The organism is Metabacillus malikii (assembly GCF_030813355.1).
Taxonomy (GTDB): domain Bacteria; phylum Bacillota; class Bacilli; order Bacillales; family Bacillaceae; genus Metabacillus; species Metabacillus malikii.
Map to the genome: position 1 here is coordinate 1 of NZ_JAUSUD010000039.1, position 25,005 is coordinate 25,005.

General features: G+C 34.5%; 30 protein-coding genes, 2 pseudogenes and 2 riboswitches. Of the genes and pseudogenes, 31 read left to right on the top strand and 1 reads right to left on the bottom strand.

Annotated elements, in window-relative coordinates:
• The 30 genes and pseudogenes from J2S19_RS22290 to J2S19_RS22430 all read left to right on the top strand — a co-directional run.
• Positions 1–417, top strand: a 417-nt coding sequence (locus J2S19_RS22290) for a YxiF family protein (RefSeq protein ID WP_307346690.1), incomplete at its 5' end; no start/stop codon positions are given.
• A gap of 462 nt (positions 418–879) precedes the next feature.
• On the top strand, positions 880–1,170 hold the full coding sequence (locus J2S19_RS22295) for a hypothetical protein (protein ID WP_307346693.1): 291 nt from the start codon (positions 880–882) through the stop codon (positions 1,168–1,170).
• Between the two features lie 640 nt (positions 1,171–1,810).
• Positions 1,811–2,590: a hypothetical protein gene (locus J2S19_RS22300; RefSeq protein ID WP_307346696.1), complete on the top strand. Its 780-nt coding sequence runs from the start codon at positions 1,811–1,813 to the stop codon at positions 2,588–2,590.
• A 17-nt stretch (positions 2,591–2,607) separates the two neighbouring features.
• On the top strand, positions 2,608–3,000 hold the full coding sequence (locus J2S19_RS22305; protein ID WP_307346699.1) for an SMI1/KNR4 family protein: 393 nt from the start codon (positions 2,608–2,610) through the stop codon (positions 2,998–3,000).
• A 429-nt stretch (positions 3,001–3,429) separates the two neighbouring features.
• The gene (locus J2S19_RS22310) at positions 3,430–3,750 is read left to right on the top strand and encodes a tRNA-Val4 (RefSeq protein WP_307346701.1); all 321 of its coding nucleotides are present in this window, start codon (positions 3,430–3,432) and stop codon (positions 3,748–3,750) included.
• Between the two features lie 123 nt (positions 3,751–3,873).
• Positions 3,874–4,809, top strand: coding sequence for an AHH domain-containing protein (locus J2S19_RS22315; RefSeq protein ID WP_307346704.1), 936 nt, complete (start codon positions 3,874–3,876; stop codon positions 4,807–4,809).
• Between the two features lie 13 nt (positions 4,810–4,822).
• Positions 4,823–5,389, top strand: coding sequence for an imm11 family protein (locus J2S19_RS22320; RefSeq protein WP_307346707.1), 567 nt, complete (start codon positions 4,823–4,825; stop codon positions 5,387–5,389).
• 591 nt (positions 5,390–5,980) lie between these two features.
• Positions 5,981–6,743 (top strand): annotated as a pseudogene (locus J2S19_RS22325) (recombinase family protein).
• A 157-nt stretch (positions 6,744–6,900) separates the two neighbouring features.
• Positions 6,901–8,136, top strand: coding sequence for an IS110 family RNA-guided transposase (locus J2S19_RS22330; RefSeq protein WP_307346710.1), 1,236 nt, complete (start codon positions 6,901–6,903; stop codon positions 8,134–8,136).
• Positions 8,137–8,251: 115 nt separating this feature from the next.
• Positions 8,252–8,473 carry a hypothetical protein gene (locus tag J2S19_RS23855; RefSeq protein WP_503128650.1) on the top strand — a complete coding sequence of 74 codons (222 nt, stop codon included), beginning with the start codon at positions 8,252–8,254 and terminating at the stop codon, positions 8,471–8,473.
• A gap of 77 nt (positions 8,474–8,550) precedes the next feature.
• Positions 8,551–8,946: a hypothetical protein gene (locus J2S19_RS22335; RefSeq protein ID WP_307346713.1), complete on the top strand. Its 396-nt coding sequence runs from the start codon at positions 8,551–8,553 to the stop codon at positions 8,944–8,946.
• 13 nt (positions 8,947–8,959) lie between these two features.
• Positions 8,960–9,304, top strand: coding sequence for a hypothetical protein (locus tag J2S19_RS22340; RefSeq protein ID WP_307346716.1), 345 nt, complete (start codon positions 8,960–8,962; stop codon positions 9,302–9,304).
• A gap of 258 nt (positions 9,305–9,562) precedes the next feature.
• Positions 9,563–10,249: a hypothetical protein gene (locus tag J2S19_RS22345; RefSeq protein ID WP_307346719.1), complete on the top strand. Its 687-nt coding sequence runs from the start codon at positions 9,563–9,565 to the stop codon at positions 10,247–10,249.
• Positions 10,250–10,256: 7 nt separating this feature from the next.
• Entirely contained in the window at positions 10,257–10,541 is a 285-nt protein-coding gene (locus J2S19_RS22350) for an EndoU domain-containing protein (protein WP_307346721.1), read from the top strand.
• 19 nt (positions 10,542–10,560) lie between these two features.
• Positions 10,561–10,896, top strand: coding sequence for a tRNA-Val4 (locus J2S19_RS22355; protein WP_307346724.1), 336 nt, complete (start codon positions 10,561–10,563; stop codon positions 10,894–10,896).
• A 666-nt stretch (positions 10,897–11,562) separates the two neighbouring features.
• Positions 11,563–11,973 (top strand): hypothetical protein, encoded by a 411-nt coding sequence (locus J2S19_RS22360; RefSeq protein WP_307346727.1) that lies wholly within the window; start codon positions 11,563–11,565, stop codon positions 11,971–11,973.
• Between the two features lie 357 nt (positions 11,974–12,330).
• On the top strand, positions 12,331–12,528 hold the full coding sequence (locus tag J2S19_RS22365) for a hypothetical protein (RefSeq protein ID WP_307346730.1): 198 nt from the start codon (positions 12,331–12,333) through the stop codon (positions 12,526–12,528).
• A 440-nt stretch (positions 12,529–12,968) separates the two neighbouring features.
• Positions 12,969–13,337, top strand: a pseudogene (locus J2S19_RS22370) (sugar-binding protein); the annotation flags it as partial.
• A 5-nt stretch (positions 13,338–13,342) separates the two neighbouring features.
• On the top strand, positions 13,343–13,843 hold the full coding sequence (locus J2S19_RS22375) for an SMI1/KNR4 family protein (RefSeq protein WP_010170169.1): 501 nt from the start codon (positions 13,343–13,345) through the stop codon (positions 13,841–13,843).
• A 679-nt stretch (positions 13,844–14,522) separates the two neighbouring features.
• Positions 14,523–14,648 (top strand): hypothetical protein, encoded by a 126-nt coding sequence (locus J2S19_RS22380; protein ID WP_307346734.1) that lies wholly within the window; start codon positions 14,523–14,525, stop codon positions 14,646–14,648.
• 80 nt (positions 14,649–14,728) lie between these two features.
• Positions 14,729–15,439: a PoNe immunity protein domain-containing protein gene (locus tag J2S19_RS22385; protein WP_307346736.1), complete on the top strand. Its 711-nt coding sequence runs from the start codon at positions 14,729–14,731 to the stop codon at positions 15,437–15,439.
• A gap of 384 nt (positions 15,440–15,823) precedes the next feature.
• Positions 15,824–16,195 (top strand): immunity 22 family protein, encoded by a 372-nt coding sequence (locus tag J2S19_RS22390; protein ID WP_307346738.1) that lies wholly within the window; start codon positions 15,824–15,826, stop codon positions 16,193–16,195.
• Between the two features lie 31 nt (positions 16,196–16,226).
• The gene (locus J2S19_RS22395) at positions 16,227–16,685 is read left to right on the top strand and encodes a DUF4274 domain-containing protein (protein ID WP_307346742.1); all 459 of its coding nucleotides are present in this window, start codon (positions 16,227–16,229) and stop codon (positions 16,683–16,685) included.
• A gap of 551 nt (positions 16,686–17,236) precedes the next feature.
• Positions 17,237–17,638: an immunity 70 family protein gene (locus J2S19_RS22400; RefSeq protein ID WP_307346744.1), complete on the top strand. Its 402-nt coding sequence runs from the start codon at positions 17,237–17,239 to the stop codon at positions 17,636–17,638.
• Between the two features lie 64 nt (positions 17,639–17,702).
• The gene (locus J2S19_RS22405) at positions 17,703–17,951 is read left to right on the top strand and encodes a hypothetical protein (RefSeq protein WP_307346746.1); all 249 of its coding nucleotides are present in this window, start codon (positions 17,703–17,705) and stop codon (positions 17,949–17,951) included.
• Positions 17,952–18,012: 61 nt separating this feature from the next.
• Positions 18,013–18,561 (top strand): hypothetical protein, encoded by a 549-nt coding sequence (locus J2S19_RS22410; RefSeq protein ID WP_307346750.1) that lies wholly within the window; start codon positions 18,013–18,015, stop codon positions 18,559–18,561.
• Positions 18,562–19,168: 607 nt separating this feature from the next.
• Positions 19,169–19,253, top strand: a riboswitch (cyclic di-GMP riboswitch).
• 33 nt (positions 19,254–19,286) lie between these two features.
• Complete coding sequence (locus tag J2S19_RS22415) at positions 19,287–19,439, top strand: anti-repressor SinI family protein (RefSeq protein ID WP_307346753.1); 153 nt, start codon at positions 19,287–19,289, stop codon at positions 19,437–19,439.
• A 951-nt stretch (positions 19,440–20,390) separates the two neighbouring features.
• On the top strand, positions 20,391–21,755 hold the full coding sequence (locus J2S19_RS22420) for an ABC transporter substrate-binding protein (RefSeq protein ID WP_307346756.1): 1,365 nt from the start codon (positions 20,391–20,393) through the stop codon (positions 21,753–21,755).
• A gap of 123 nt (positions 21,756–21,878) precedes the next feature.
• Positions 21,879–22,760 (top strand): carbohydrate ABC transporter permease, encoded by an 882-nt coding sequence (locus J2S19_RS22425; RefSeq protein WP_307346767.1) that lies wholly within the window; start codon positions 21,879–21,881, stop codon positions 22,758–22,760.
• A complete protein-coding gene (locus tag J2S19_RS22430; RefSeq protein WP_307346758.1) occupies positions 22,761–23,594 on the top strand; it encodes a carbohydrate ABC transporter permease in 834 nt (277 codons plus the stop codon).
• A 120-nt stretch (positions 23,595–23,714) separates the two neighbouring features.
• Here the strand turns inward: J2S19_RS22430 and J2S19_RS22435 are convergent, their stop codons facing one another.
• Entirely contained in the window at positions 23,715–23,906 is a 192-nt protein-coding gene (locus J2S19_RS22435; RefSeq protein ID WP_307346761.1) for a hypothetical protein, read from the bottom strand.
• A gap of 613 nt (positions 23,907–24,519) precedes the next feature.
• A riboswitch (cyclic di-GMP riboswitch) is annotated at positions 24,520–24,604 on the top strand.
• A gap of 36 nt (positions 24,605–24,640) precedes the next feature.
• Between J2S19_RS22435 and J2S19_RS22440 the strand changes: the two genes are divergently transcribed.
• The gene (locus J2S19_RS22440; protein ID WP_307346764.1) at positions 24,641–24,793 is read left to right on the top strand and encodes an anti-repressor SinI family protein; all 153 of its coding nucleotides are present in this window, start codon (positions 24,641–24,643) and stop codon (positions 24,791–24,793) included.
• Positions 24,794–25,005: the final 212 nt, after the last annotated feature.

Sequence of the window (25,005 nt, forward strand, 5' to 3'; positions counted from 1 at the left end):
AATTTAACACATTATTTCAGAGAAGTATATATTGAATTCCGGAGGAATTTGGAAATGTTTGCGGTAATTGTGAGGGTACAAAGTGACTGTTTACACACAAAGGAAAATAAGATTCAATTGCAAGGAGATAGCTATAAAGAACATATTCAAAAATCAATACAATTGTTAAATGATACTATTGATAATATCGAAGTAATACCAAAACAAGGAAGACTATTGTTTTTTAGAGAAAATGAAATAGAAGCAGTATTGGTTAATGTTAATGAAGTATTTAGTCACTTAAATGAAATTATTGAGTTAACAAAGTTTTCAGTTGGATATGGAGATTTTATTTTAGTTGCAGAGGATTTTAATTTTGGATTGTGTATTGAACGAACAGAATATTTTTATGAGTTAAGTGTTTGGGGACTATCATAAGGAAAAATATGAGAGCCTTGATTGGCTAGAAGCCTTTCAAGGTTTTTACTTTACTTTAATTAATTAAAGTAATATTTTTGATAAATAAAATTGAAACAACTCCATAAGGAAAATAGAAAACAACGATACAATCCAACATGTAATTGTAGTATTTAAAATAGACATCCGCCCGAATAAACAGGATAGCCCTTATACTAGTTTTACAAATAACAAAAATGTGATTGGAAATTATGGAGAAAATTCAATTGAACTAGATATATCAGCCTTAAGGAAAGATATACAGTCTGGCAAGGTAAAAGATGTTGTTATACTTTCTCCAAAACAAATTCAAAAGATAATTGAAAGAGATGTTATTTCTTCTGACTTTTGGAAGAATAGAGCAATTAACTGGACTAAAAGGGATAATGTGTATTTGATTAAAGGGGAAGTTCCTAGCCAATATATAAAGGTTTCGTCTAAGGAGTGAGAATTTTGAAATTATACTTTCTAAACGAGTTTTTAGGAGATATACGTAATATTAATGTTGATGGTATGTGGATTAATGCTGAGATTACACCTTCAAAAAATATAGACAAATTCAACGATTTTTTTCTAGCGATTGTTGATGAGGAAAATGATTTTGAAGAAACTAATTATAACGAAGAATGGTTAGATGATAGCAATTGGTATATTATTGATGATGAAAATAGGAGAAAGGGTATATACATACCTGCAGTTTATCCTGATAGGGAAATTAACTGGAGGTGGAGATGATTTATAGATAGACAGTATTGATTATATTTATAGAGTATAAAAACCTTGAGTGGCAATACGCCTTTCAAGGTTTTCCTTTTTTGTGGGCTACCTAGTGTCGAATGAACTACTAATTAATTACAGAATAGAGATAACGCTTTTAAACACTATATGATGTTTTAACAAATTCTTTAGTACGTACAACACCCTTAAAAATGTAAGCTCTATCTACTCTTTATTATGTTAAGTAAATAATCATAATATCATCAGATACTACCATTTCTATTCTTCAAAAGCCATACCTTTGCTTTCTCCCTGCCTTTTAAATTTTTTTTCGCAACTTTTACGTACAACAGAACGATTACTTTAACGAGATGACTACTCCACCTCGAATAACTCCTGAATGTCGATGTCTAACACTTTACAAACTGTATCTAATCTAACCAGATACTGATAATGATTTACACCTGTTAAAAAAGTATCTGGCAGAAATAACGGGCATGTTTCAATCTAAGTAAATATCGATACCGTCATCTCCGCAAGACAACTAGCAAACAACGATACATACAAAGACGTAATAGGCGAAATTAAAGCGAACACCCGTCCGAGTATTAAGGAGTTAATAGGGGTCGCTTCAATCATACCTGCAAGCTATGCAGCAATGAGATATCCGGGGCCATGGCAACACCTAACCTATTTAAGGTGGAATAAACACAAGAATACTTTAACAACCAAATATGCGGAATGGAAAACGGCAATTGGTTTTACAAGAAAGGTCATTACCAAAGAGGAATTTGATAGTTTAGAAGGACGAATTGTTTATGTTGTCGAAATTATTGACGATTACGAAGGAACTGTAACCGGTGATTACCATGTTTATGATAATGGACTGATTGTCAGGGTGTACGGAGGCGCTTATTATGAAATTGTGGACAGTGTTCCGAAGTCTGACAATATCGGTGGGGCAAAGGTACTGGGTTCATTCTTCGAGGATACTTCATTTGAATTTGTCGAATATGTGGTCAATCCATCGACGATAGTTAGTAAGGTTGTTAGAAGGAAGATTGATGATGTTACGGTTGGGTTTGTTGGGAAGAAGGGTGCTAAGGGTGCGGGTAATTTTGTTAAGAAGAATGGTGGTTCAAATGCTAATGACTTTATATCAGGTCATTCGCAAAAGCATATGTATAATCCAAATACAGTTTCAACTCCAAAGAAAACACAATATGGTAAGGATATAAATGTATCTGAATTAAGAAGAGATACTATGCTTAATCCTGATAGTGTTGATTACGATGATATTAGGAATACAATAGCATATAAAAAGAAATATGATTTTAATATCAGTACCCTTGAATCCCCAACGGGACAACACCGAGTATTTATAAATCTTAATAATCCTAGTAGACATTCGCAGTTTCCTTATTTTAGACTAAAATAATCGGAGGTTCTGAAAGTATGTATAAAAGAGTTGAAGAGCATTTAAATATAAAACTTCCAGTTGAATATGTAAATAATTATCAAAACAAGAAACTGAATAATTGTAACCAGCTGTTTCTACCTGATGATAAAGAAATCGTGGGAATCAGAGATTATTGTTCCTTAGAAAATGAAGAGGACGAAAATTATCTAATAAATGTATACGGTAAAGATAAGAATATGCTCTTAGATGATTTAATTCCTTTTGCTATTACAGAATATGATGATTATATCTGTTTTTATTACAATAAAGGAAGGAACTATGAGCCCTCTATTGTATATTTTAGCTATGATTTAGCGTATGAAGATAGACATGAGGCTATTTTTCATATTGCGGATAGCTTTAAAGATTTCGTTGGTTTGTTGAAGTAAGGGATTGTAAATAAAAAACTAGAATAGCGAGTTGAATTATTAAACCTTGATTGGCCATATGCCTTTTAAGGTTTCTTCTTATATATATGATAATACTGACTACTTACAATTAACATGTCTTGCAAAAGGAGAAAGTGGAAATATCATTTGTGTATTGCAAACAGAACCAAGTTCCAATTATTCACTAGGGCGAGAATTAAAAAGAATGATGGATGATGGTAAAGACTATGTGTTTGTAAATTTTACTCCTGAGTGTGTTGTAAAGTAACTTCTTTATATCATTGGTGATGGTGATAAAAACTGCATCAGCAGTTTGAAAGAAAATATGGATAACTTTTATAGTAGTTAAAATAGAAATGTTTCTAAATAACGATGGTTCAATAGCCACTGCCAATCCTTTATATAATAGCATAGAAGGTGATAAACAAGATGAGATATTCATATGAATTTAAGAAAGACCCATTTGGTATCACAAGAATTATACTACCTGAAAAATTAACTGTTTTCTCGGACGCTTTTGAGGATATTTCAACAAAAGAAGAAGCAGAAGATTATATTGGATACGTCAAGAAGGTTTTAACAGGAGAATATCAAGACTTTGAAATCACGTTGAATGCTACAAGTATTAATATTAAGAAAAACATGACAATTGCTGAGCATCATTACCGGGTTGATGAGCCTTTTGAAAGTATTATAGAAACTAATGAATTTCTAGAGTTAATGTTAATCTGGAAAGAGACCATAGCATAGATAATTGGGGATTGAAAATGTTTTAAGATTTAGTACTTAAGCACTTGTTTGTCTTATTAGGCAACAGGTGTTTTTGTTTTTGGTTAGAAATATAAACTTTGGTTAACATGGGAATAAGCTTTGGTGAAATTCATAACCCATGAAGGTATTACATCAAAGCACTCCGTAAGACAGCTAGCAAACAACGATACATACAAAGACGTAATAGGCGAAATTAAAGCGAACACCCGTCCGAGTATAAGGGACCTAATTGGATTTGCTTCAGATGTACCTTTAAGCTATGCCTCCATGAGATACCCAGGCCCATGGCAGCACCTAACCTATTTAAGATGGAATAAACATAAAGATACTATAACAACCAAATATGCGGAATGGAAAACGGCAAGTGATTTTACCAAAAAGGTCATTACCAAAGAGGAATTTGATAGTTTAGCAGGTCACATAGTTGATGTTATCGAAATTATTGAAGGTCACGAAGAAGGTGTAACTGGTGACTACCATGTTTATGATAATGGACTGATTGTCAGGGTGTTTGCAGGCGCTTATTATGAAATTGTGGACAGTGTTCCGACTGTTAAAAAGCCAACTAACGGAAAGGCGCTGGATTCATTCTTTGAGGATACACCATTTGAAATTGTCGAATATGTGGTCAATCCATCGACGATAGTTAGTAAGGTTTTCAGAAAGAAGATTGATGATGTTACGGTTGGGTTTGTTGGGAAGAAGGGTGCTAAGGGTACGGGTAATCCTAAAAAGGAAAAACCAAAACAAGTTCATCACTATGCGACAAATAAAAGTAAAACGTATACTCACCAGTTAGAAAATGTGACTAAAAAGTATGGCTTGGAATTAGATGACGCTTGGAATAAAGAATTATTGCCCCATCAAGGTAGACATCCGAACGCATACCATGAATATGTGTTAGACAGAATAAATGAATATGATGCTATTGCGCGTGGGAATAAAGAAATATTTTTAGAGCTATTTGAAGGTTTAAAGAAAGAAGTCAGGGAAAATCCAGATATGCTTTACAAAGAGTATTGGTTAAAGAAAAAATAGGTAGGGGATACAGATGAAATTTTATAAGTTAAGCATAGAAGTTTCAGGTGAAAATGATATAGTTTGTCATTATAAGGATGATTTAGGTATTCAACAATATGAATTTAAAACTGGGCAGACTTTTAATAGATGGGATGGAAGTTTTAAATTTTACTATGATAAAAGTGAAGGAGAAGTGCCTACAGACTATCTTGCAAATGATATGGGATGGTTTGTGGTATCTAGAAGATTGAAAACTATTATGGAAACCGTAAATACAAAAATTGAGTACTTTCCAGTTGACATTGTTGAGTTGAAAAGTGGAGATAGTTTAGAAGGATATTATATTGCTAATATTCTTAAAGTGGTTGATGCACTTTGTTTAGAAGAATCAGACTACCATGAAATACAGACTAAAAGTGTTGGGACAGTATATAATGTACGAAAATATGCAATTTATGAGAGTAAAGTAGAAAATAGTGATATTTTTAAATTAGGAAATAGACAGGAAATTCCTATTTTTGTTTCAGAAATATTTAAAAAAGAAATTGAAAATAATGAATTAACAGGTATGGAATTTTACGAAATTAAAGCTATCTAAATTTTAGAATAAGAATTTCTTACTAGAATATTCGAAAATAAAGACTCCATGAAGGTAATACCATCATGGAGTTTATGTTATATAGGAATAATAAGAGAAAAGTACGAGAAATGGTCGATTTGACATTTTACATGTTATCGGGATTTACTTGCAAACCTACAATCAAAAGACAATAAAAAGCTCGTAATGCTAAAGATGGTAACGCCACAGGTACATAAATCTAGTGAATATAAAGAAAGTGAGGATTTTTGAGTGAGACAAAAACAACATGACTTACTTGAAAATCGAAAGCTTATGAAGGTAGTACCATCATGTAGTTTGGTTTTATAAGTAGGATAAGATAACAAGTACGATAAATAGGCGAGATGACATTTTACATGGCAGGGGTACTTACGATATGTAATGGCTACAAACTAACGAGATCGTACATGCTCGTGGCGAAAAATAATGGGTAACTTATAAGAGTGTTTTTTATTTACTTTGGCTCATAAATATTGGGTTGTATTTTTACTAGGGATGGTCGTATAATACTCGCTATTCGTTTAAAAAGCGTTACACAAATTAAAATTTATGTAACGGGAGGGTGAAAAGTTGAATGTAGTAGGTTATATACGAGTCTCGACTCAAGGGCAAGCCAAAGATGGATATAGCTTGAAATATCAAGAAGATGAAATCAAAGCATATTGTGAAGAACAAGGCTTGAACTTGATACATATTTTTAGAGATGAAGGAATTAGCGGTGCAAAACTAAATGAAGAAGCATTAGAAATAGACAGGGTGGGCTTACAGGAAATGTTAGCTCAAAACACAGTATGTGGTGGTACTAAACACAAGTCGATTATGGCGCTCAGATATTGTGAAAGTGTTGATACAACGAGAGTTGAAGAAATATGGCTGCGATATTAAAAGTATTGAACAACCTTTTTATAGTATCCACAAGAAAGACCCAAATGACTTTTTGGTCAACGGATTAATGGAATTATTAGACCAATACCAACGGCTTGAAATTGCCCTCAAACTAACGGAGGGAAGAAATAAAAAGGCAAAGGAAGGTGGATATGCAGGAGGAAGGGCGACATTTGGCTATACCAAACAAAAGGGTGAAAAAGAACTAATAATACATAACGGGCATGCAGAAGTAGTGAAACGGTTATTTGAGTTGAAACACTTACATAGAAAATGGTCACTGTCTAGGTTGGCAGAAGCATTGAATAAAGAAGGCTATCAAACAACTCAAGGGAAAGCATTTACGAAAGTACAAGTGAAGCGAATATTAGATCGACAGAGCTTTTATCAAGGGATCTATACATACGGACAAATACAAGCAAATGGGAAACATGAAGCAATAATTTAAGAGGTTACTTAAAAAAGGGATTCATTTTCTAATAAGTTCTTATGAAGCGATGAAAATGGATAGGCTTTCGTACCAATGCGCACCAATTGGTGAACGCTCGAACTAAGGTTGCCGGCATTTTCATTCAATCATTGACAACTGAATAGGAGGATGAACCATGCATGAAAAACAGAAACACATTTATGTGGGTGTAGACTTACATAAACATCAGCATGTGGCAGTGATTATTAATTGTTGGCAGGAGAAGCTTGATGAAATAAAGGTTGAAAATAAACCGTCCGCTTTCTCAACATTTTTACTAGATATTGATAAACTGACAGAAGAAGGGTTGACACCTGTATTTGGTTTAGAAGATGTGGGTGGTTACGGTCGAGCACTGGCACAATATCTAACGGACCATGGACAAGTTGTAAAAGAGGTTAACCCAGCTCTTTCTTATGCTGAAAGAAAAAGCCATGTGACCGTACAAAAAGGTGATAGCTGGGATGCGGAATGTGTGGCTAGAATATTGGTAAGACAACTTAGCCAATTGCCTGACGCTAAACCACATGATTTATTTTGGTCGATACAACAATTGGTCACTAGAAGAAATGCATTGGTGAAGGCACAAGGTGCATTAAAGAACCAACTGCACATTCAATTGAGCCACCATTATCCAAGCTATAAGAAGTTTTTCTCTGAAGTAGATGGAAAAACAGCATTAGCATTTTGGAAACAATACCCTTCACCATCTTGTTTAGAAGGTGTAAGTGTGAAGAAACTGACCACTTTTTTATTAGCAGCCAGTAACAATACATGTTCAGTGAAAAAAGCAAATGAAATACTGAGGCTAGTGAAAGAAGATGGACATACAACAAAAGAACATCAAGAAACGCGAGACTTTCTAGTAAGAAGCATCGTTCGAGACATCACGTTTAAAAAGAAGGAAATGAACTATGTGGAAGGCGAATTAAAAGAGTTAATGAGCTTACTAAACTTTCAACTAGACTCCATGCCAGGCATTGACCTCGTAACAGCTTCCGCTTTAATTGCGGAGATTGGTGACGTTAGACGTTTTCCAAATGCCAACAAATTGGCACGATTTGCGGGGATTGCGCCTGTTTACTTTGGGTCTGGTGGGAAAGGAAAGGAACAAAAAAGTAAACAGGGAAATCGGGCGCTACACGCTTTATTTTACAACCTCGCAGTACAACAAGTGCAAGTAGCAAAGGGAAGTAAATTGCCACGAAACCCAGTGTTCCACGCTTATTACCAACGTAAGCTGAAAGAAGGCAAAACAAAGGGACAAGCATTGGTGTGCATAATGAGAAGGCTTGTGAACATTGTTTATGGCATGATGAAACATAAAACAGCCTATAAATTGCCGATCGTGCAAGAAAAAGAAGTAGTTTAATAGGGTGGTAAAATGGCTGATTTTTTTATTTTTAGCTTTTAAGATTACAACATAGGGTACAGGTAATGGTGTAGGTAATTTTGTAGGAAAAATTAATGCCGATAATATTCCTAACATGACTAAAAATGATATATTAGAGGGGTTACCAAGTAACTGGAAATACACTGAGAATAACGGTTTTGTTCATATTAGAGATGCTAATGGAAATGTACGGATGAAAATTGACCCTCCTGACAAAGTTACAAACTCTGAAAGGCAACAAGTGCTTTTTACTTTAAGATTACAACATAGGGTACGGGTGAAACTATCCAAGTTAAGAACATTAAAGATGAAGTAGATATTATCGCTGAAAGAGCTAAAGGCTTGGACTTAACTCTAAGAGAAACTCCATATAAAATCATGGGTAGTAAAAAAATGAAACAATTGAACGAAAAGGTAAAAAATAGAACTATCACAAAAGAAGAATGGCAACAATTGATGTGGAACAAGAGATTTAAACGCAGAAGAGATAACGGTGTAGATGACTTCTGGGAACAAGAAAGAGAACGCTTGTTAAAGGGGGAAGCGACAAGGGTATGGACGGAGAAACAAGCAAAAGACATAATAAATGGTAAGGCACCAAAATATGAAGGTAAAACTATGATTGGTCACCATACTTATAGCGCAATTAAATATCCACAAATTGCCAATAAAGGCGAAATTATATATCCTGTAACATTTAGAGAACATTTGTATCGATGGCATGGTGGTAGCTATAAGAAAAGCCTACCTGGTAAACCACTAAATGATTCAGTTGATAATGAATTTTAAGGAGGATATAAATATGTCGGTAATACTTTTAGTGGTAGAACATGATGAAAATCAAATGAAATATTTACCTACAATAAGAAAAAGTACAAATTTAGGTATTTCTGAGATAAAAAAAAGAATTGGAAATGGTAGTCCAATAATGGAATGTAATCTGTTTGAAGATGATGAGGACGATACAAAACTTAAAAAATTAATAAATGAATTGATAAATGTTGGTGCGAAGATAAGACTGTTTGATGGTGAATTAGTTAGAAATAAAGAAGTATCTGTTGAATACTTGATGAATAGATTTGATAGATATAAAGAAATACAACGACAAAATGAAATGTTAGATGATTTAATGTATGGCGAAGATTAATTAGTGGGGATGATATATAGAGTTGAGAAAATTCAGCTACAATATTTTGTCGTGATGACTTTTTAAACTTATGAAGTATTGTTCAGGTAGCACGCCAAAAACTTACGAAATTAAACAGGCTCGTTGGTTTAAAGATAGAAATAGTAATGAGTAACTTAATATAGCTAATTATAAAGCACTTGATTGCCTTTTAGGCAACAGGTGTTTTTGTTTTTGGGTTAGAAATATTAACTTTGGTTAACATGGGAATAAGCTTTGGTGAAATTCATAACTTATGAAGGTAGTACATCAAAGCACTCCGCAAGACAACTAGCAAACAACGATACATACAAAGATGTAATAGGCGAAATTAAAGCGAACACCCGTCCGAGTATAAGAGACATAATAGCGATTGCTTCAGATGTACCTGTAAGCTATGCCTCGATGAGGTATCCAGGCCCATGGCAGCACCTAACCTATTTAAGATGGAATAAACATAAGGATACTTTAACGACCAAATATGCGGAATGGAAAACGGCAATTGATTTTACAAGAAAGGTCATTACCAAAGAGGAATTTGATAGTTTAGCAGGTCACATAGTTGATGTTGTCGAAATTATTGACGACCACGAAGCAGCTGTAACTGGTGACTACCATGTTTATGATAATGGACTGATTGTCAGAGTGTATGGAGGCGCTTATTATGAAATTGTGGACAGTGTTCCGACTGTTGAAAATTCAGGGAATGTAAAGGCGCAGGATTCATTCTTTGAGGATACACCATTTGAATTTGTCGAATATGTGGTCAATCCATCGACGATAGTTAGTAAGGTTGTTAGAAAGAAGATTGTTGATGTTACGGTTGGGTTTGTTGGGAAGAAGTTTACGGGAGAAGATAAATATAAAACTGATACGATGAAACACATTTATCACGGAACGTGGCAAAGCTGTTGGGTATCATCATGAGAGTATGATGGGTGGTAAGATTATTCCAGGTACAGAAAAGAGACCTGATAAAAATGGAGTTTATATGGCGAAGGTTGAGATAGAAGGTGTAAAAAAAATAGCAGATTCAAGTTTCTTTCCAAAGACTTGGAACCGAGTTGATGTGTTAAAAGCTATTGACGAAGCTTATCAAACAAAGCAACAAATTGGTCCAAATAAGTATAAAGGTATTACTAATTCAGGTATTAAAATAGAAATTTACTTAAATAAAGATGGATCAATAGCTACAGCCTATCCATTATACAAGAAGTAACCAAAAAGGAGATGAAAGTATGAGATTTTTATATAGATTTAAGGAGGATCCATTTGGAGATTTAAGTATAGTATTACCGGATGAGATAAGTATTTTCTCCGACTTTATAGAAAATATTGCAACAGAAGAACAAGTGGATGAATATATAGAATACGCCGAGAAAGTTTTAGAAGGGAGTTATGACCATTTTGAAATTGAATTGAACGCTACGAGTGTATTTATAAAGAAAGATGTAACAATTGTAGAAAATCCATATAGATTTGAAGAGCCTTTTGAAAATTCAATACAAACTGAGGAATTTATAAAATTGTTGCTAGTATGGAAAAAAAAGATTCCGGAAATCTTTAAAGGATAACTACAAAAGAAGATATGGTAAATAGGTTTGAGGAATTTTTAAAATTAGAGAGAGTGAGATTTAGTTAGCTATTTTACTTGATTCAGCAAAAAGTCCCATTTTTAGCTGAGTACTCCACAACATATAGCTAGGGGTAAACCGCTAAATATTGGTGGTATGGGAGATAAAAGAATAAACACATGAATTAGAACACGATGGAAATATAGAATATATTTTGTAGATGGACAATTAGGTGAGCTAGCTAGATTTAGGATGCCTGTCACTTCCCGACTTTTGTAGCGAAGTGACAGGCCTTTTATTTTTTGAACAATTTTATTCTATCAATAACGGCTTCTCTAGATGCATATGAATTGTATAAAAGTACCTTAGTAAAACTTAACCGGGACAGTTAAATTCAGTAGCAGAAGCACATATATTGGAATGAACGAAATAAAAGTTGTTTATAAATGCTACTATTGTTAAAAATTCAAAATGACTTATCCTAATTATACTCAATTCATAAAAAACAAAATCTTCAAACATTATTAATAGCCATTCTAACGATGCTACAGAGATGGTGTAGAAATTGATGTTATTAAAATAGGTGATACGGTTGTAGCGGCTACCCAACAGGACAAATTAATGCTCCATTACCAGGTGGTTTTAGCAAATAGAGGAGGAAAGTGAATGTACGAAAAAGTAGATGCAGTATTATCTGAAAATAGTTCAGATAACTATTTTTATGACGATGAATTTATGTATGTGCAAGAATTGCTGAGTGAGTTTACTAATATTGATTGGGAGAATTTAATTCGAGGATTAAAAGATAAAGATGATAAATATAAAATTAGATTAGCCTACTGTATAGATGAAGATAACGGAGTATATGGATTTAATTTATTATTAGATTTACTTAATGAGAGTGATGAAGTGGCTGAATATGCAATAGATTCTTTACGTTCTTTTGATGGTGAAGAGTATAAAAAAATAATCGCTTCTAATAAGCAAATAAAGGACAAAGTAGAGAAATTACTAAAAAAGGCTAGTTTACCTATTGAAAGGATTTTAGAAGCATTTTTACAACAAAACAAATTATAAAAATTCGTAAATATTATTAAACTTAAAAAATGTACAAAATCACTTGTTTCCATAAAATTTGGGGTGAATTGATAGAGTAGCTTTATGGTGAAATGTCTCATATCTTGTGAAAGCTAAAAAGTCAAAGTATAGTATTGAAAAATTAGATGATTATATAGTGAAATTAATTGATAAGCATTATGAAAAAGTAGACATAGGTGACTAGTATATGATTCGATAAATCTTAATACAATTCTTAAACCTTGACTGGCTAAATGTCTTTCAAGGTTTTCTACTTTAATTTATATTAATTTAGATGATATTTTTGAGAGAAATTGAAGTGATTTCCACAAGACAGGTACTGACGATGACTTACAGTTGCAATATAAGTACCTAACAGAAATAACAGGCATGTTTCAATCTAAGGAAATATCGATACCGTCATTCTCCACAAGACAATTAGCAAACAACGATACATACAAAGATGTAATAGGCGAAATTAAAGCGAACACCCGACCGAGTATTAAGGAGTTAATAGGGGTCGCTTCAATCGTACCTGCAACTATGCAGCAATGAGATATCCGGGGCCATGGCAGCACCTAACCTATTTAAGATGGAATAAACATAAGGATACTTTAACGACCAAATATGCGGAATGGAAAACGGCAATTGATTTTACTAGAAAGGTCATTACCAAAGAGGAATTAGATAGTTTAGAAGGTCACATAGTTGATGTTGTCGAAATTATTGACGATTACGAAGGAACTGTAACTGGTGATTATCATGTTTATGATAATGGACTGATTGTCAGGGTGTACGGAGGCGCTTATTATGAAATTGTGGACAGTGTTCCGACTGTTGAAAATTCAGGAAATGTAAAGGCGCAGGATTCATTCTTTGAGGATACACCATTTGAATTTGTCGAATATGTGGTCAATCCATCGACGATAGTTAGTAAGGTTGTTAGAAAGAAGATTGATGATGTTACGGTTGGGTTTGTTGGTAAGAAGGGTACTAAGGGTATAGATAAAACTGTTAAACCTAATGATGTAGTACCATATAGACCTAGTAATTCACCTTTAGAAAATCATCATGGTGTTATGGATGTATGGGCTAAACATAATGTTCCAAACTATGTAAGTAGAGGTGGGAATACCCCAACATTAGCACTAACAAAAGAACAACACGATGCTACAAAAGCTGTTTATAGACAATGGTTATATGAAAAAACAGGTAAGAAGGTTGGGGGAAAAATTGATTGGCAATCTGTCTCGCCAAGAGAAATACAAGAACTGACAGAAAGAATGTTTGATGCTGCAAATGTTCCCAAATCTGCCAGACAAGAATATTATAATTCCTTTAATAAATATAATTTTAGGAAGTGAAGCTAATGGAAAAGATAAAGCAGTTACTCACACAAATAAAAACTTTACCAAATTGTCGTATCTTTGAACCTACTGGGTTACCCATTATTGACGAAACAAAGCATATTTTACCTAATGATTTAAAAGAATTTTATAGTCTCTGTGGTGGCTTAGTTCTATTTGAAAATGAGGACTATCCAATCTATTTCGTGTCTCCTGAAAAGTTTATATTAGCTAATCCAATAATTGTGGGAGAATTATGCGAAGAAGATATTTCATCTAATTGGTATATTATCTGTAATGATGGAACGGATGAATACTTAACTATTGACCTCAATAAAGACAGGTTAGGTAAATGCTATGATAGTTTTTTTGACCGTCATGGACTTATAGGCGAGTCTCAAATAATAGCCACATCCTTTACTGATTTACTAGAGCGACTATTAAATAATAAAGGTCAGTATTGGTATTGGTTAAAAGATGATTTTATTTCTCTAGGTGATGCATATGATGAAATTGATAGCTAAGTTATATTATTAGAAAAAATTGACCTTGGTTGGCTCCATGCCACTCAAGGTTTCTTTTTTATTGGTGGGTGGGGCTACCCAGTGACGAATAGTTCATTTTTTATTCAGAGAATATGAGTAACTCTTGTAAGCCCTATATTATGTTCTTACGAATTATATAGTACGTACAATACCTATAAAACGTATAACCTATTTAATGTATTCTACCTCTTAAAAGTAGTCACAAAATCATCAGCTACCATCATCCATAGTCTCCAATACTATACCTTTGCTTTCCCCTACTTTTTAAAATTTTTCGCAACTATGACGTACATATAACGATTACTAGAGTGATACTTTAACAACCAAATATAGCGAATGGAAAACAGCAATTGGTTTTACAAGGAAGGCCATTACCAAAGAGGAAATTGATAGTTTAGAAGGTCACATAGTTGATGTTGTCGAAATTATTGACGATTACGAAGGAACTGTAACCGGTGATTACCATGTTTATGATAATGGACTGATTGTCAGGGTGCTCGGAGGCACTTATTATGAAATTGTTGACTGTGTTCCGAAGTCTGACAATATAGGTGAAGTAAGGGTAACTGATTCATTCTTTGAGGATACACCATTTGAATTTGTCGAATATGTGGTCAATCCATCGAGTTAGTAAGGTTGTTAGAAGGAAGGAAGATTGATGATGTTACGGTTGGGTATGTACCTATCGCACCTAATAGAGAAGGTAATGGATTCCAAGAAAGAAGTAGCGGATGTTATTTTAGAAGCAATGATGTTTGCTCCTAAAAAAACAAAGTTTCACTAGTGCAAGTAGATGAAAATCGAAATGTAGGAGGATTAACCCTTGACTCTGCTGGAAAAAAGGAAATTAAAGGAGATACTGTTATGAGAGATACATTTCAGGACAGAGGATATTTTAATCGGTACTTAGACTATCAAAATAAGAGAATAATTAGATTTGAAGAATTATTAAAACAATTGATTATTGAAAAGGGTACAGAATATAAAGGAGTAAGAACTGGCAAGATAGCACTAGTGAATTTTTATCTCGATAAATTGAATGCATTATATTCTATCGGTGCGCCAATTGAAGAAATAGAAGAATTATTTCCTACGGTTGTTAAATACTTTACCGGTATATGGTATAAAGAAGCTAGTTATTCAAACCTATTAAAGGTAGTTTCTCTTGCAGTTTTATTAAACGTTTCAAAAGAACAGTTAAAAGATTTATTACATGTAATGAAAAGTGAAGAGTTCAATGATAGATTAATCGACTATTTATTAAAATATATCGATTCAGACTGGGAATGTAAATGCTCGGAACACCGAATAATTTATCCATACGGCTATCTACAAAACATTATAGATGCAAAAGAAGAAAATGAAGCCTTGGAAATGTTAGAAGTGTATTTAGAAAAGCATTGGTATAAAGGGCATAGCGACACAGGATGGTATGAGTCTCATAAAGGTAATAAAGATATCTATAGTGGCTATTGGAGTTTTGAAAGTGGTGCAATTGCAAAAATCCTCCAATTAGATGATGAGCAGTTAAAGGAAGTACCATATTATCCTTATGATTTGGTTCATTATATATAAGAATAAATTTCATAGAATCACAATAATACAATATAATTCTATCTATACAGATTTGGGTCATAATCTTCAGGATGTTGATTCTTCTGATTTTTGGAAGTGCAGAGCAATTACCTGGACTAAAAGGGATTATGATTAGTTGATTATAGGGGAAGTTCCAAGCCAATATATAAGGGTGGAAGAATTTTGAAACCTACTATTTAAACGTAGGGTCGATTAGTTGATGCTGTTAGGTTTGACGAATGACTACGGGTCAACGTTAAAAGATTGACTGTCAGAGTACAGAGGGCAACTTTTTATGAGAAGGTAAATAGTGTACAGAAACCTGACAATCTTCACTAATACCACTATTGAATTTACCGACTGCGATGAGAGGAGGATACGCTAATGGAAAAGCAAGGATGGGTATCGATTTGGTTAGGTAATAGCAGCAATGAGGAAGCAATAAGTGAGTATGTTGATTTAACGTATAATGAAGATGGTGAGGCTGTTCCTTCCCGATTCTACATCGACTTTAATATTGATATGGCTGAAATAGATGAAGATACTATCGAAAAAGCGGTCTATATAAATAGTTGCAGTGATATTTCGCAATTATTAGAAGGTTGTTCGTATGAAGAAATTATAATTCCAAGTATCCAGGGTATAAATCTAAAGAAATCATATAATGCTGTAATTTTAATATATAACTTTGAATATAACAATGAAATGAGTTCAAATGGTGCTTTTGATTTTATAGCTGCTACTAATTATGAATAAGTACTATAAATAGTTATGGAGATTGTTATAGATGAAGGTAAACTCAGAGAATACTTATTTAGCAAGGTTGCTTTATAGTACAGATAAAGATTATATAATAAGTCAATTAAAAAATATAGACAACCCCTTATTACTTCATTATTTCGCTGCCAACTATAATTGGAATAGTGGGTTTGATGTACCAACAGTCATCTTAGAAAATGAGGCTTGTGATTTAGGGACAGGTTTACTAATGTTCCATTATGCAGATGGCTATCGTTTGTTAGAGAGTTCAGATGAAATTTCAAGTTCTTCATTAGAGGAATGGAAAGTTTTTTTGAGAAAGATTTATAATAAACTATTAAGCTTAGACTTTAAATCACAAGACATTTCCTTTGACCCTGAATTAACAAAAATTCAAAAGTATAAGTTAAAAAAGAATAATCCAGACCTTCCTGATGTTTTAATTAGTAAGTCTCCAGGCAAAGAGATTAATATACCTAAGATTTAATGGAAACCTTGATTGGCGAAGTGCCCTTCAAGGTTCTTTTATTTAAGACAAACTTAGTGATAAATGAACTATAATTACTTGCTGGATAACCTTTGCAATCAAAAGAGGAAAAACATAAGGAGAATCCAAATGACCTTTTACATAAACATTTTATTGAAAGTACAAGGAAGGTGTACCAGTTAAATGGGAGGCGAGAGAATGGAGAATGGGATAGTAAAATATAAGTTTTAGAACAAACAACCAATATGGCTCAGTTGGATTGGAGAAGATAAAATGATAATGAAGATACTAGAAGAGATTTAGAAGAAGGATTCAATATCCAAAATCATTGAGTTGAATTTAGTTGACTTTGACTACTAATATTTTATGAATAGAGAACAAGTCTTAAAGTTAATAGCAGGTTTAAGGCAAAGATATTCAGAACGATAAGCATTATTATTTATCTAAACAAACTTAGGGCGAACATATCTCTATGTTGTTTTTAAGAAAATTAAACAAAAAATGAACATGTTGCAGATTTATTCTTAAAAATGGATGAGAGGTGGATTTAGATGGCGGTAGGAATATTAGTCGATTGTTTTTTCTATGAATTAGGTCATGGTCATTTTGTACAGTCATTCTTTTCAACTATATCTTATCATTTCGAAAAAGAAGGAGGGGGCTCAAAATACCCTTTATTGATGAATGCGTTATATGGTGAAGAATTAAAAGGGGAAGATGTTTCAATTGTTATGGAAAGTTTAACAGAAATTAAACAGGAATTATCAAAAATGTCTCCAGAACAAGTAATATGGGATTTTAATGACTTGTCACAAAGACCTCCATGGGGAAATAAATTAAGTTCAAAGGTGACTAACTTAGAGAATTATTTTTCAACAACTGATGGGAAGACATTCATCGATAAGATACGTATAGCAATTGAAGTAGCAGAAGAAAATAAGTGTGATTTGTAGATTCATAAACTATAACTGAAGAATTCAAATGTCCTTGGTATCCACTAGGAGAGGAGAATAATTATTGGCTTCATATGTTTTATTATTAAAGGAATATGAAGATGATGAAACGGTAGTTTACAAATTTGGACCTAATGAAGAGATTATGGGGAAAATTGAGTTAAATAAAGTAACCAGGAAGTTTTCAGAGTTAGAAAGTTTACCAGAGCATCTTTCTACTAGGTTTTACTTTAATCGAGCTGCTCAAAGATTGGCAGTTTGTCTTGTTAGAGAAGACTGTATTTTTCCAGAAAAAACAACTTTTGAATCATAGCAGTTTAATCCTTGATGAGTAAGATTTTACACATTAAATGTCTGAAAGGAATTGAATAAATATGAAAAAATTAAGTTTAACCATCGCAATCGTATTCATACTCGTAGGTTGCAGTCATTTCCCTTCATCAGTGAAGATAACGGTTGGGGAACAGGAAGATTCAACTTCAAACAGCGAATTAACATACAAAGATAAACAAAAAGAGATTGTAGACTTTATTAATGAAGATATGAACGAAATTGCTAGCTATGAAAAAAAGGCAAATGAAGCACTAGCCAAAGTTTCCGGTGAAAATTTTAGAAATGATAAGGAATTACATACCGTTTTGACAAATGAAGTCCTACCAGAGTATGAAAAGGCAATTGAAAAAGCTAAATCTCTTGAAGTAACCACTGATGAACTCAATCCAATAAAGGAAGAAATCCTAGGAGTATTAGATATCTATTACAAAGCACTCTTACTTGAGAAAGAAGCCCTAGAGAAAAACGACGCAAAGCTAATCGAACAATCAAATGCCATGGTTGATGATTACTTAAATGCACTATCAGACTATCACAAAAACATGGAAACCCTCGCAGAAAAATATGGAATCGATTATCAGAGAGAGTAGGAAGCGGGGGGACGGTTCTTCTGCTTCCATAATAGTGAATATTCATTAGTTGAAAAATACTCAATGACACTCAAAAGTGTTGGGATGACCGGGATGTCTCATTCTGTTTCTTTATGTAATCTTTTTACTATTAACGATATGTGCCGATATGTTGAGGTTATTATTTCTTAGAATGAGAGAGTAGAATGACGTATATTGTGGTTGAATGTATATTTACATTTAGGAGCTACCCCATCACCTTGTGCATATTGGATAATCATATTTTGTTCTGAGATAGGTATGTACTTTGTCTCTTAGGCTGAATTCTACTGAAACTTAAGCTATAACTACAGATTGCGGAAATGCGCCTTTTAAATAAATTACATTGGAAACTTAACTATTCAACTTGCAATTACCACTTGCATGGTAAAGAAATGCCTAAAATATAACAAGTTATTTTCCTTACATGGTGGTAAGAAAATAGAATGAAGCAGAAGAACCGTCCCCTTGCTTTCCCCTTGCTTTCTGAAGGGTTGTTCTTTATAGGGAACGGTGTAGAAATTTGTCAAACGTTTTTTCTTTATTGTTAACAGAATAAACAGTACAATAGAACTAGGTGCAAACTACCTATATGAAAAGGCAAACCTTTTGAAAAAAAGGGACGCAAAGCTCCAGGTCTAAGGCTATTTAGCTATGATGGCTGTGCTGCCAAGATATATTTATATATTTTGGAGGGGGCAAAAGCAATGTCAGATTCATTAAAGAAAGATATCTTCCTGGACGAAGAATGGGTGGAACTCATTACATATGCACTAAATGCAGGCATGTCAGCCAAGGAGATAAGAGAGTTCTTTGAGAAGCAGAGGGAGAAGCAGAGGGACGGTTCTTCCGCTTCCTAACAATAATTTGCACTGTGAATTTCTCATTCCGGCTGTTGAAGCAGTAGAATGCGTTGAAATATTTCGAACTACTAATAATAGCAATCGATAGATAAAAAAATCATAAGAACAATAAGAACACACCTCCGAACATGTATGACATACGGAGGTGTTTTTGTTGTGTATTAAGCTCGTATGATATACGGACAATATTGTCAGTTGTTTACAGATATGTTCTCCGTAGATTGGTTATTGTACGGACTAAGTTAGTAACTTAAAACGTTACTTCCTTATAAAAATGATAAATATTACCTTGTATTATCAGAGCTTAGTACATACAACCAATGTGCAGACCTCATGGCAGAAATCTATGTAATAACAAAACATATCCTTAATTGAATTTAGTACGTCTCCTGCAAAAAAAGTAGTATTCCTCCTTAGAATAGAGACTCAAATTCCGTATCAAGCTACCTTTTTAGAGAACAACTTTAAATAATTTTTGATTAAACATCATTTAATGTACAATCCCCCACCCGCCACAACTATCAACAAGTAGTAAACACAAATGGAAGCAGAAGAAGCAGGAAATTTGATTGAGGATGTCGAATATCTTGATTAAAAAAACTTCCTGCTTACTCAGGCAATCAAAAATTTTGCGATTAGTTATATAAATAGTTTCTACTTATCTTATTTTCAGTTAATATTAAAATTTATTCTCTACTCGCTTAGCAAAACTTCCGATTGCCTATATTAGAACCGTCCCCCTGCTCCCGCCCCGCTTCCTGTTCACTTCTAAATTTAAATGTACATACATATGATGTAGTAATCGTACGGCCAATTGCAGGTTATGTGAGTTGGTATTGTACGGATTAGTTTAATTGGGGTGGGATTTTTGCACCTGTCTGTAAGCGTCATCACAAGTCGGACAAGGAAGCAAAAGAACCGTCCCCATGCTTCCAGGGGGGAAATGAAATGAAGAGAAGGTTGTTTGCGGTTTTTTGTGTTTTGTTGATGTTGGTTCTTACTGCTTGTAGTGGTGGTGGGGATTCGGGTGGGGAGGATAATCCGAATGCGCCGGATGAGAATGCGAAAACGACTGTTGGTGAGGATCTTGAGAATGCAACTGAATTAACTTTTTGGACTTTTAATGAACTTCATATGGAGATTTATGAGGATGCTGCCAAGAGATGGAATGAGGAGCATGCGGATCGGCCTATTAAACTTGTAGCGGAAACGTATCCGTACGAGCAGATGCATAATAATTTACTGCTTTCGCTTCAATCAGGCGATGGTGCGCCAGACATTGTTGACATTGAGGTTGGCCGTTTTTCAAGCTTTTTGCAAGGTGATGTGCAGCTTGAACCTATGAATGAGTATACAGAGCCATTGAAAGATGTCATTATTGATACTCGTTTTGATTTATATGCGAAGGATGGTAAGCATTATGGGATTCCGACACATCTAGGAGCAACGGTTGTTTATTACAACAAAGAAATTATGGATGAAGCAGGAGTCGATATTGATTCAATTGAGACGTGGGATGATTATGTTGAGGCTGGGAAAAAAGTAGTCGAGGCGACAGGGAAACCGATGACAACGGTTGAAACGGATGAGCATTGGAGCTATTGGCCGTTAGTCAGTCAAAGCGGTTCAGCCTTTTTCGATGAGAATGGTGAGTTAATTTTAGATAATGAGAAAAATGTCGAAACATTGCAATTTTTGCAGGACATGGTACATAAGCATAAAATTGCAGAACCAACACCAGGTGGTTTCCATCATAGTGAGGAATACTATGGATTTATGAATGATGGCGGTGCAGCTTCGTTAACGATGCCGATGTGGTATATGGGTAGATTCATTGATTACATGCCAGACCTTAAAGGAAAAATGGTGATGAAACCAATGCCGCTTTGGCCAGGATCAGATGCAAGAACGACTGGAATGGGTGGTACAGGAACAGCGGTTACGTCTCAATCTGAGCATGTCGAACTTGCCAAAGAATTTTTAGCATATGCAAAATTATCTGAAGAAGGCAGCATCCAGCTTTGGAAACTATTAGGATTTACACCTGTTCGGACAGATGTATGGGATGCTCCGGAATTACAAGAGGACAACAAATACTTTGATTATTTTGGAGATTACATTTGGGATATGTTACATGAGATAAAAGACCAAGTAAATGGTGTGGAACTAACACCTTATACTACAGAGGTCATTACACAGCTGCAAACAAATGTGATGCATAAGGTTATTAGAGAAAACTCACAATCACCGGAAGAAGCACTTACAGAAGCAGCTGATACGATTCGTGCAAAAATGAAAGCGACTGAACAATGATGACATGTTCAAGGGCAGTGTAATAGCTGTCCTTGAATATAATCTGCATGTAAGGAGGAGCACAATTTGTCAGAAACAACAGTAGACCGTGAAAAGAGCGTACCTAGGCAAAGAAAAAGCTTCATGCAAATGGTCAATTCTAAAAAAGTAGCACCATATATTTTTGTTGCACCATTTCTTCTCTCTTTTTTACTATTAACCTTATATCCTGCTGTTCAAGCATTTATCATGAGTTTTCAACGGATTTTACCTGGTAATAGCCAGTTCATTGGGTGGAGTAATTATGAACGAATTTTCAACCCAACTTTTTATGATGCGTTAAAAAATACGACGATATATGTCATATTAACGGTCCTTATTTTAACGATTTTTCCGATAATCTTTTCCGTTTTTTTAAATTCGAGGTTGGTTAAATTTAAAACGTTATTTCGGGCATCGTTATTTATTCCGTCATTAACATCCGTTATTGTCGCGGGTACAATTTTTCGGATGATGTTCGGCGAGTCAGATGTCGCGGTGGCGAATCAAATTGTTGGCTTCTTTGGGCTAGATAAAATAGATTGGCGCTATCATTCATGGTCAGCGATGTTTCTAATGGTCATTTTGTGTACCTGGCGATGGATGGGTGTAAATATTTTATACTTTTTAGCAGCGCTGCAAAATGTTCCGAAAGAATTATACGAGGCTGCTGATATCGATGGAGCGAATGTTTTTCAAAAATTCTTCTATGTCACGCTACCTTTCTTAAAGCCAATTACGATTTTTGTTGTGACGATTTCTATTATTAACGGCTTCCGTATGTTCGAGGAGAGCTTTGTATTTTGGGAGACAAGTTCACCGGGAAATATTGGCTTAACGGTTGTTGGGTATATTTATCAACAGGGCATTCAAATGAACGACATGGGATTCGGTGCAGCAGTTGGAGTTGTGTTAATGTTAATTATCTTCGTTGTTAGCTTTATTCAGCTACTATTAACTGGGGCTTTTAAAAGAGGTGATGCGTAAATGAAACAGCAAAAAGTTACAACTTGGGTCGGAACAGTGTTCTTTGGAATTGTCTCGATTATCGCCTTATTTCCGATTTTCAGTTTGATTATCTCTTCATTTCGGCCGTCATCAGAATTGATGAGAAATGGGATGAGCTTAACGTTTAATCTAAGTGAACTCAATCTAAATAACTATGTTTATATTTTTACAGAGGCTAGTAAGTACTGGCAATGGTACGGAAATAGCTTGATTATTTCTGGCTTGACGATCGTGCTGTCATTGTTCTTTTCATCAATGGTAGGCTATGCGTTAGCTGCGTACGACTTTAGGGGGCGGAATTTCATCTTCGTCTTGGTGCTATTTATTATTATGGTCCCGTTTGAAATCCTCATGCTGCCGCTATATAAGCTAATGATTAGTATGGGGTTAATTGATACTTACACGTCAGTCATGCTGCCGTTAATCGTGGCGCCAATCGCGGTATTTTTCTTCAGACAATATGCGTTAGGATTGCCAAAAGAGCTTATGGATGCTGCAAGAATAGACGGAGCAACGGAATATGGGATTTTCTTTAAAATTATGATGCCATTAATGCTGCCATCCTTCGCAGCCATGGCGATACTCCAAGGGCTAAACAGCTGGAACAACTTCTTATGGCCATTGCTCGTGCTAAGATCAAACGACATGTTTACATTACCAATCGGACTCGCAACACTTCTAACACCATACGGCAATAACTACGACGTCCTCATCGCAGGATCCGTCATGACAATCATCCCGATCGTCATCCTATTCATCTTCTTCCAACGCTACTTCGTCTCCGGCCTAACCGTAGGCGGCGTAAAAGGCTAGGAAGCAGGGGGACGGTTCTTTTGCTTCCTTTTTTGCAAAAGGCAGCAAAAAAACGGAAGCGGAGGGACGGTTCCTCTGCTTCCAAAAAGACAAAAAAAGAGAACCCACACCCCAAACTCTTCAATGCGCCGGCAGCAAATCATGAAAAAAGTCATATTTCTCAACCATCGCTTGAAACGTATCAACGTCCTTCTTCTCAAATAAATAATCATAACAATCAGGGTGATATAGTGTGTTCATCGTATCTAGGATGACACGATCGTGCAAATTGAAAACCGTGTGACATATAGGACAATGTACTTGCTTTATCACTTGTAACAACTCCTTTTAATATCTCAAATCATTCATTTGTTTACAGAAGGTAATCTCTGTATGTAGGCATCGCATTTAACTATCTATGACAACTTCGTAGTTGGTAAGCAAAAAATCGAAGCAGTCATTTATAGAAAACTAGTCTTTCTCCCAAGGACTCTGTGATTTTATTAGGTTTATATTTCCATTTTATTAGATGTGCTTCTGCCTGTAAATATAGATGAAGTCATGTAATTGTAATAGGTAGAAGGGGAAAATTGTATGTGGAAAATTCAGAATAGAGACCTTTATTTTAAATTTTGGTAGGAAGGACTTATTTTAACAATTTAGTCTGAACGACATATGACGACATTCAAGTCTAAATTGGACAAAAGAAAAAGGTGAGAATGTCTAGTGCAGCAACCTTTTAATTGAAAATGAATAATGAGAATACGTGATAAGCTCTATTCCAATCTATGAAAAATGGTTTAGATTCCAGAGTTAGAAATGTAGAAATTGTAGTTCAATTGTATCGATTGAGATGTTGAGTGTTGAGAAAAATGTAGAACCTTGTCAAGTTGTATTCGTTTACTACTAATTAATGGCACATTAAACTAAATATAGGAGATATTTATTACTGAAAGGGCAAACCTTTTGAAAAAAGGGGACGCAAAGCACCAGGTCTAAGGCTTTTAAGCTATGATGGCTGTGTTGCCAAGATATAGTTCTATATTTTGGAAGGGGTAAGATTATTCATGTCAGTACCAGAATCGTTAAGTAATGATGGATATTTAGATAAGGAATGGGTCGATTTGATTACATATGCATTAAACGTAGGAATTCCGGCAGAGGAGATAAGGGAGTTTCTCGAAAAAAGTTCAACTTTAAAAAAATTTAATGTTGGTTGACTAACGCGGTTAGAGGACATCGTAAAACATTTACATTGAAAGAGCGGAGAAAAATGATCTATCCTATTCTATAATAAACCCGGAAATGCTGTGAAAATAGTACTCTCGGGTTTATTGTTGTTTAGCGTACAATGTCAAATACTTTTTTCAAGTTTTTGGGCAACTCAAACACACTTACTGTAGTTTCCTAATTCTACCAGTAACAATTAACC

What these genes read in the sequence shown, in the direction of transcription:
- J2S19_RS22300 (WP_307346696.1), top strand. Translation starts at nt 1,811, where the DNA reads ATGAGATATCCGGGGCCATGGCAACACCTAACCTATTTAAGGTGGAAT.
- J2S19_RS22305 (WP_307346699.1), top strand. Translation starts at nt 2,608, where the DNA reads ATGTATAAAAGAGTTGAAGAGCATTTAAATATAAAACTTCCAGTTGAA.
- J2S19_RS22310 (WP_307346701.1), top strand. Translation starts at nt 3,430, where the DNA reads ATGAGATATTCATATGAATTTAAGAAAGACCCATTTGGTATCACAAGA.
- J2S19_RS22320 (WP_307346707.1), top strand. Translation starts at nt 4,823, where the DNA reads ATGAAATTTTATAAGTTAAGCATAGAAGTTTCAGGTGAAAATGATATA.
- J2S19_RS22330 (WP_307346710.1), top strand. Translation starts at nt 6,901, where the DNA reads ATGCATGAAAAACAGAAACACATTTATGTGGGTGTAGACTTACATAAA.
- J2S19_RS23855 (WP_503128650.1), top strand. Translation starts at nt 8,252, where the DNA reads ATGACTAAAAATGATATATTAGAGGGGTTACCAAGTAACTGGAAATAC.
- J2S19_RS22335 (WP_307346713.1), top strand. Translation starts at nt 8,551, where the DNA reads ATGAAACAATTGAACGAAAAGGTAAAAAATAGAACTATCACAAAAGAA.
- J2S19_RS22340 (WP_307346716.1), top strand. Translation starts at nt 8,960, where the DNA reads ATGTCGGTAATACTTTTAGTGGTAGAACATGATGAAAATCAAATGAAA.
- J2S19_RS22350 (WP_307346721.1), top strand. Translation starts at nt 10,257, where the DNA reads ATGGGTGGTAAGATTATTCCAGGTACAGAAAAGAGACCTGATAAAAAT.
- J2S19_RS22355 (WP_307346724.1), top strand. Translation starts at nt 10,561, where the DNA reads ATGAGATTTTTATATAGATTTAAGGAGGATCCATTTGGAGATTTAAGT.
- J2S19_RS22360 (WP_307346727.1), top strand. Translation starts at nt 11,563, where the DNA reads ATGTACGAAAAAGTAGATGCAGTATTATCTGAAAATAGTTCAGATAAC.
- J2S19_RS22375 (WP_010170169.1), top strand. Translation starts at nt 13,343, where the DNA reads ATGGAAAAGATAAAGCAGTTACTCACACAAATAAAAACTTTACCAAAT.
- J2S19_RS22380 (WP_307346734.1), top strand. Translation starts at nt 14,523, where the DNA reads ATGATGTTACGGTTGGGTATGTACCTATCGCACCTAATAGAGAAGGTA.
- J2S19_RS22385 (WP_307346736.1), top strand. Translation starts at nt 14,729, where the DNA reads ATGAGAGATACATTTCAGGACAGAGGATATTTTAATCGGTACTTAGAC.
- J2S19_RS22390 (WP_307346738.1), top strand. Translation starts at nt 15,824, where the DNA reads ATGGAAAAGCAAGGATGGGTATCGATTTGGTTAGGTAATAGCAGCAAT.
- J2S19_RS22395 (WP_307346742.1), top strand. Translation starts at nt 16,227, where the DNA reads ATGAAGGTAAACTCAGAGAATACTTATTTAGCAAGGTTGCTTTATAGT.
- J2S19_RS22400 (WP_307346744.1), top strand. Translation starts at nt 17,237, where the DNA reads ATGGCGGTAGGAATATTAGTCGATTGTTTTTTCTATGAATTAGGTCAT.
- J2S19_RS22410 (WP_307346750.1), top strand. Translation starts at nt 18,013, where the DNA reads ATGAAAAAATTAAGTTTAACCATCGCAATCGTATTCATACTCGTAGGT.
- J2S19_RS22415 (WP_307346753.1), top strand. Translation starts at nt 19,287, where the DNA reads ATGTCAGATTCATTAAAGAAAGATATCTTCCTGGACGAAGAATGGGTG.
- J2S19_RS22420 (WP_307346756.1), top strand. Translation starts at nt 20,391, where the DNA reads ATGAAGAGAAGGTTGTTTGCGGTTTTTTGTGTTTTGTTGATGTTGGTT.
- J2S19_RS22425 (WP_307346767.1), top strand. Translation starts at nt 21,879, where the DNA reads ATGCAAATGGTCAATTCTAAAAAAGTAGCACCATATATTTTTGTTGCA.
- J2S19_RS22430 (WP_307346758.1), top strand. Translation starts at nt 22,761, where the DNA reads ATGAAACAGCAAAAAGTTACAACTTGGGTCGGAACAGTGTTCTTTGGA.
- J2S19_RS22440 (WP_307346764.1), top strand. Translation starts at nt 24,641, where the DNA reads ATGTCAGTACCAGAATCGTTAAGTAATGATGGATATTTAGATAAGGAA.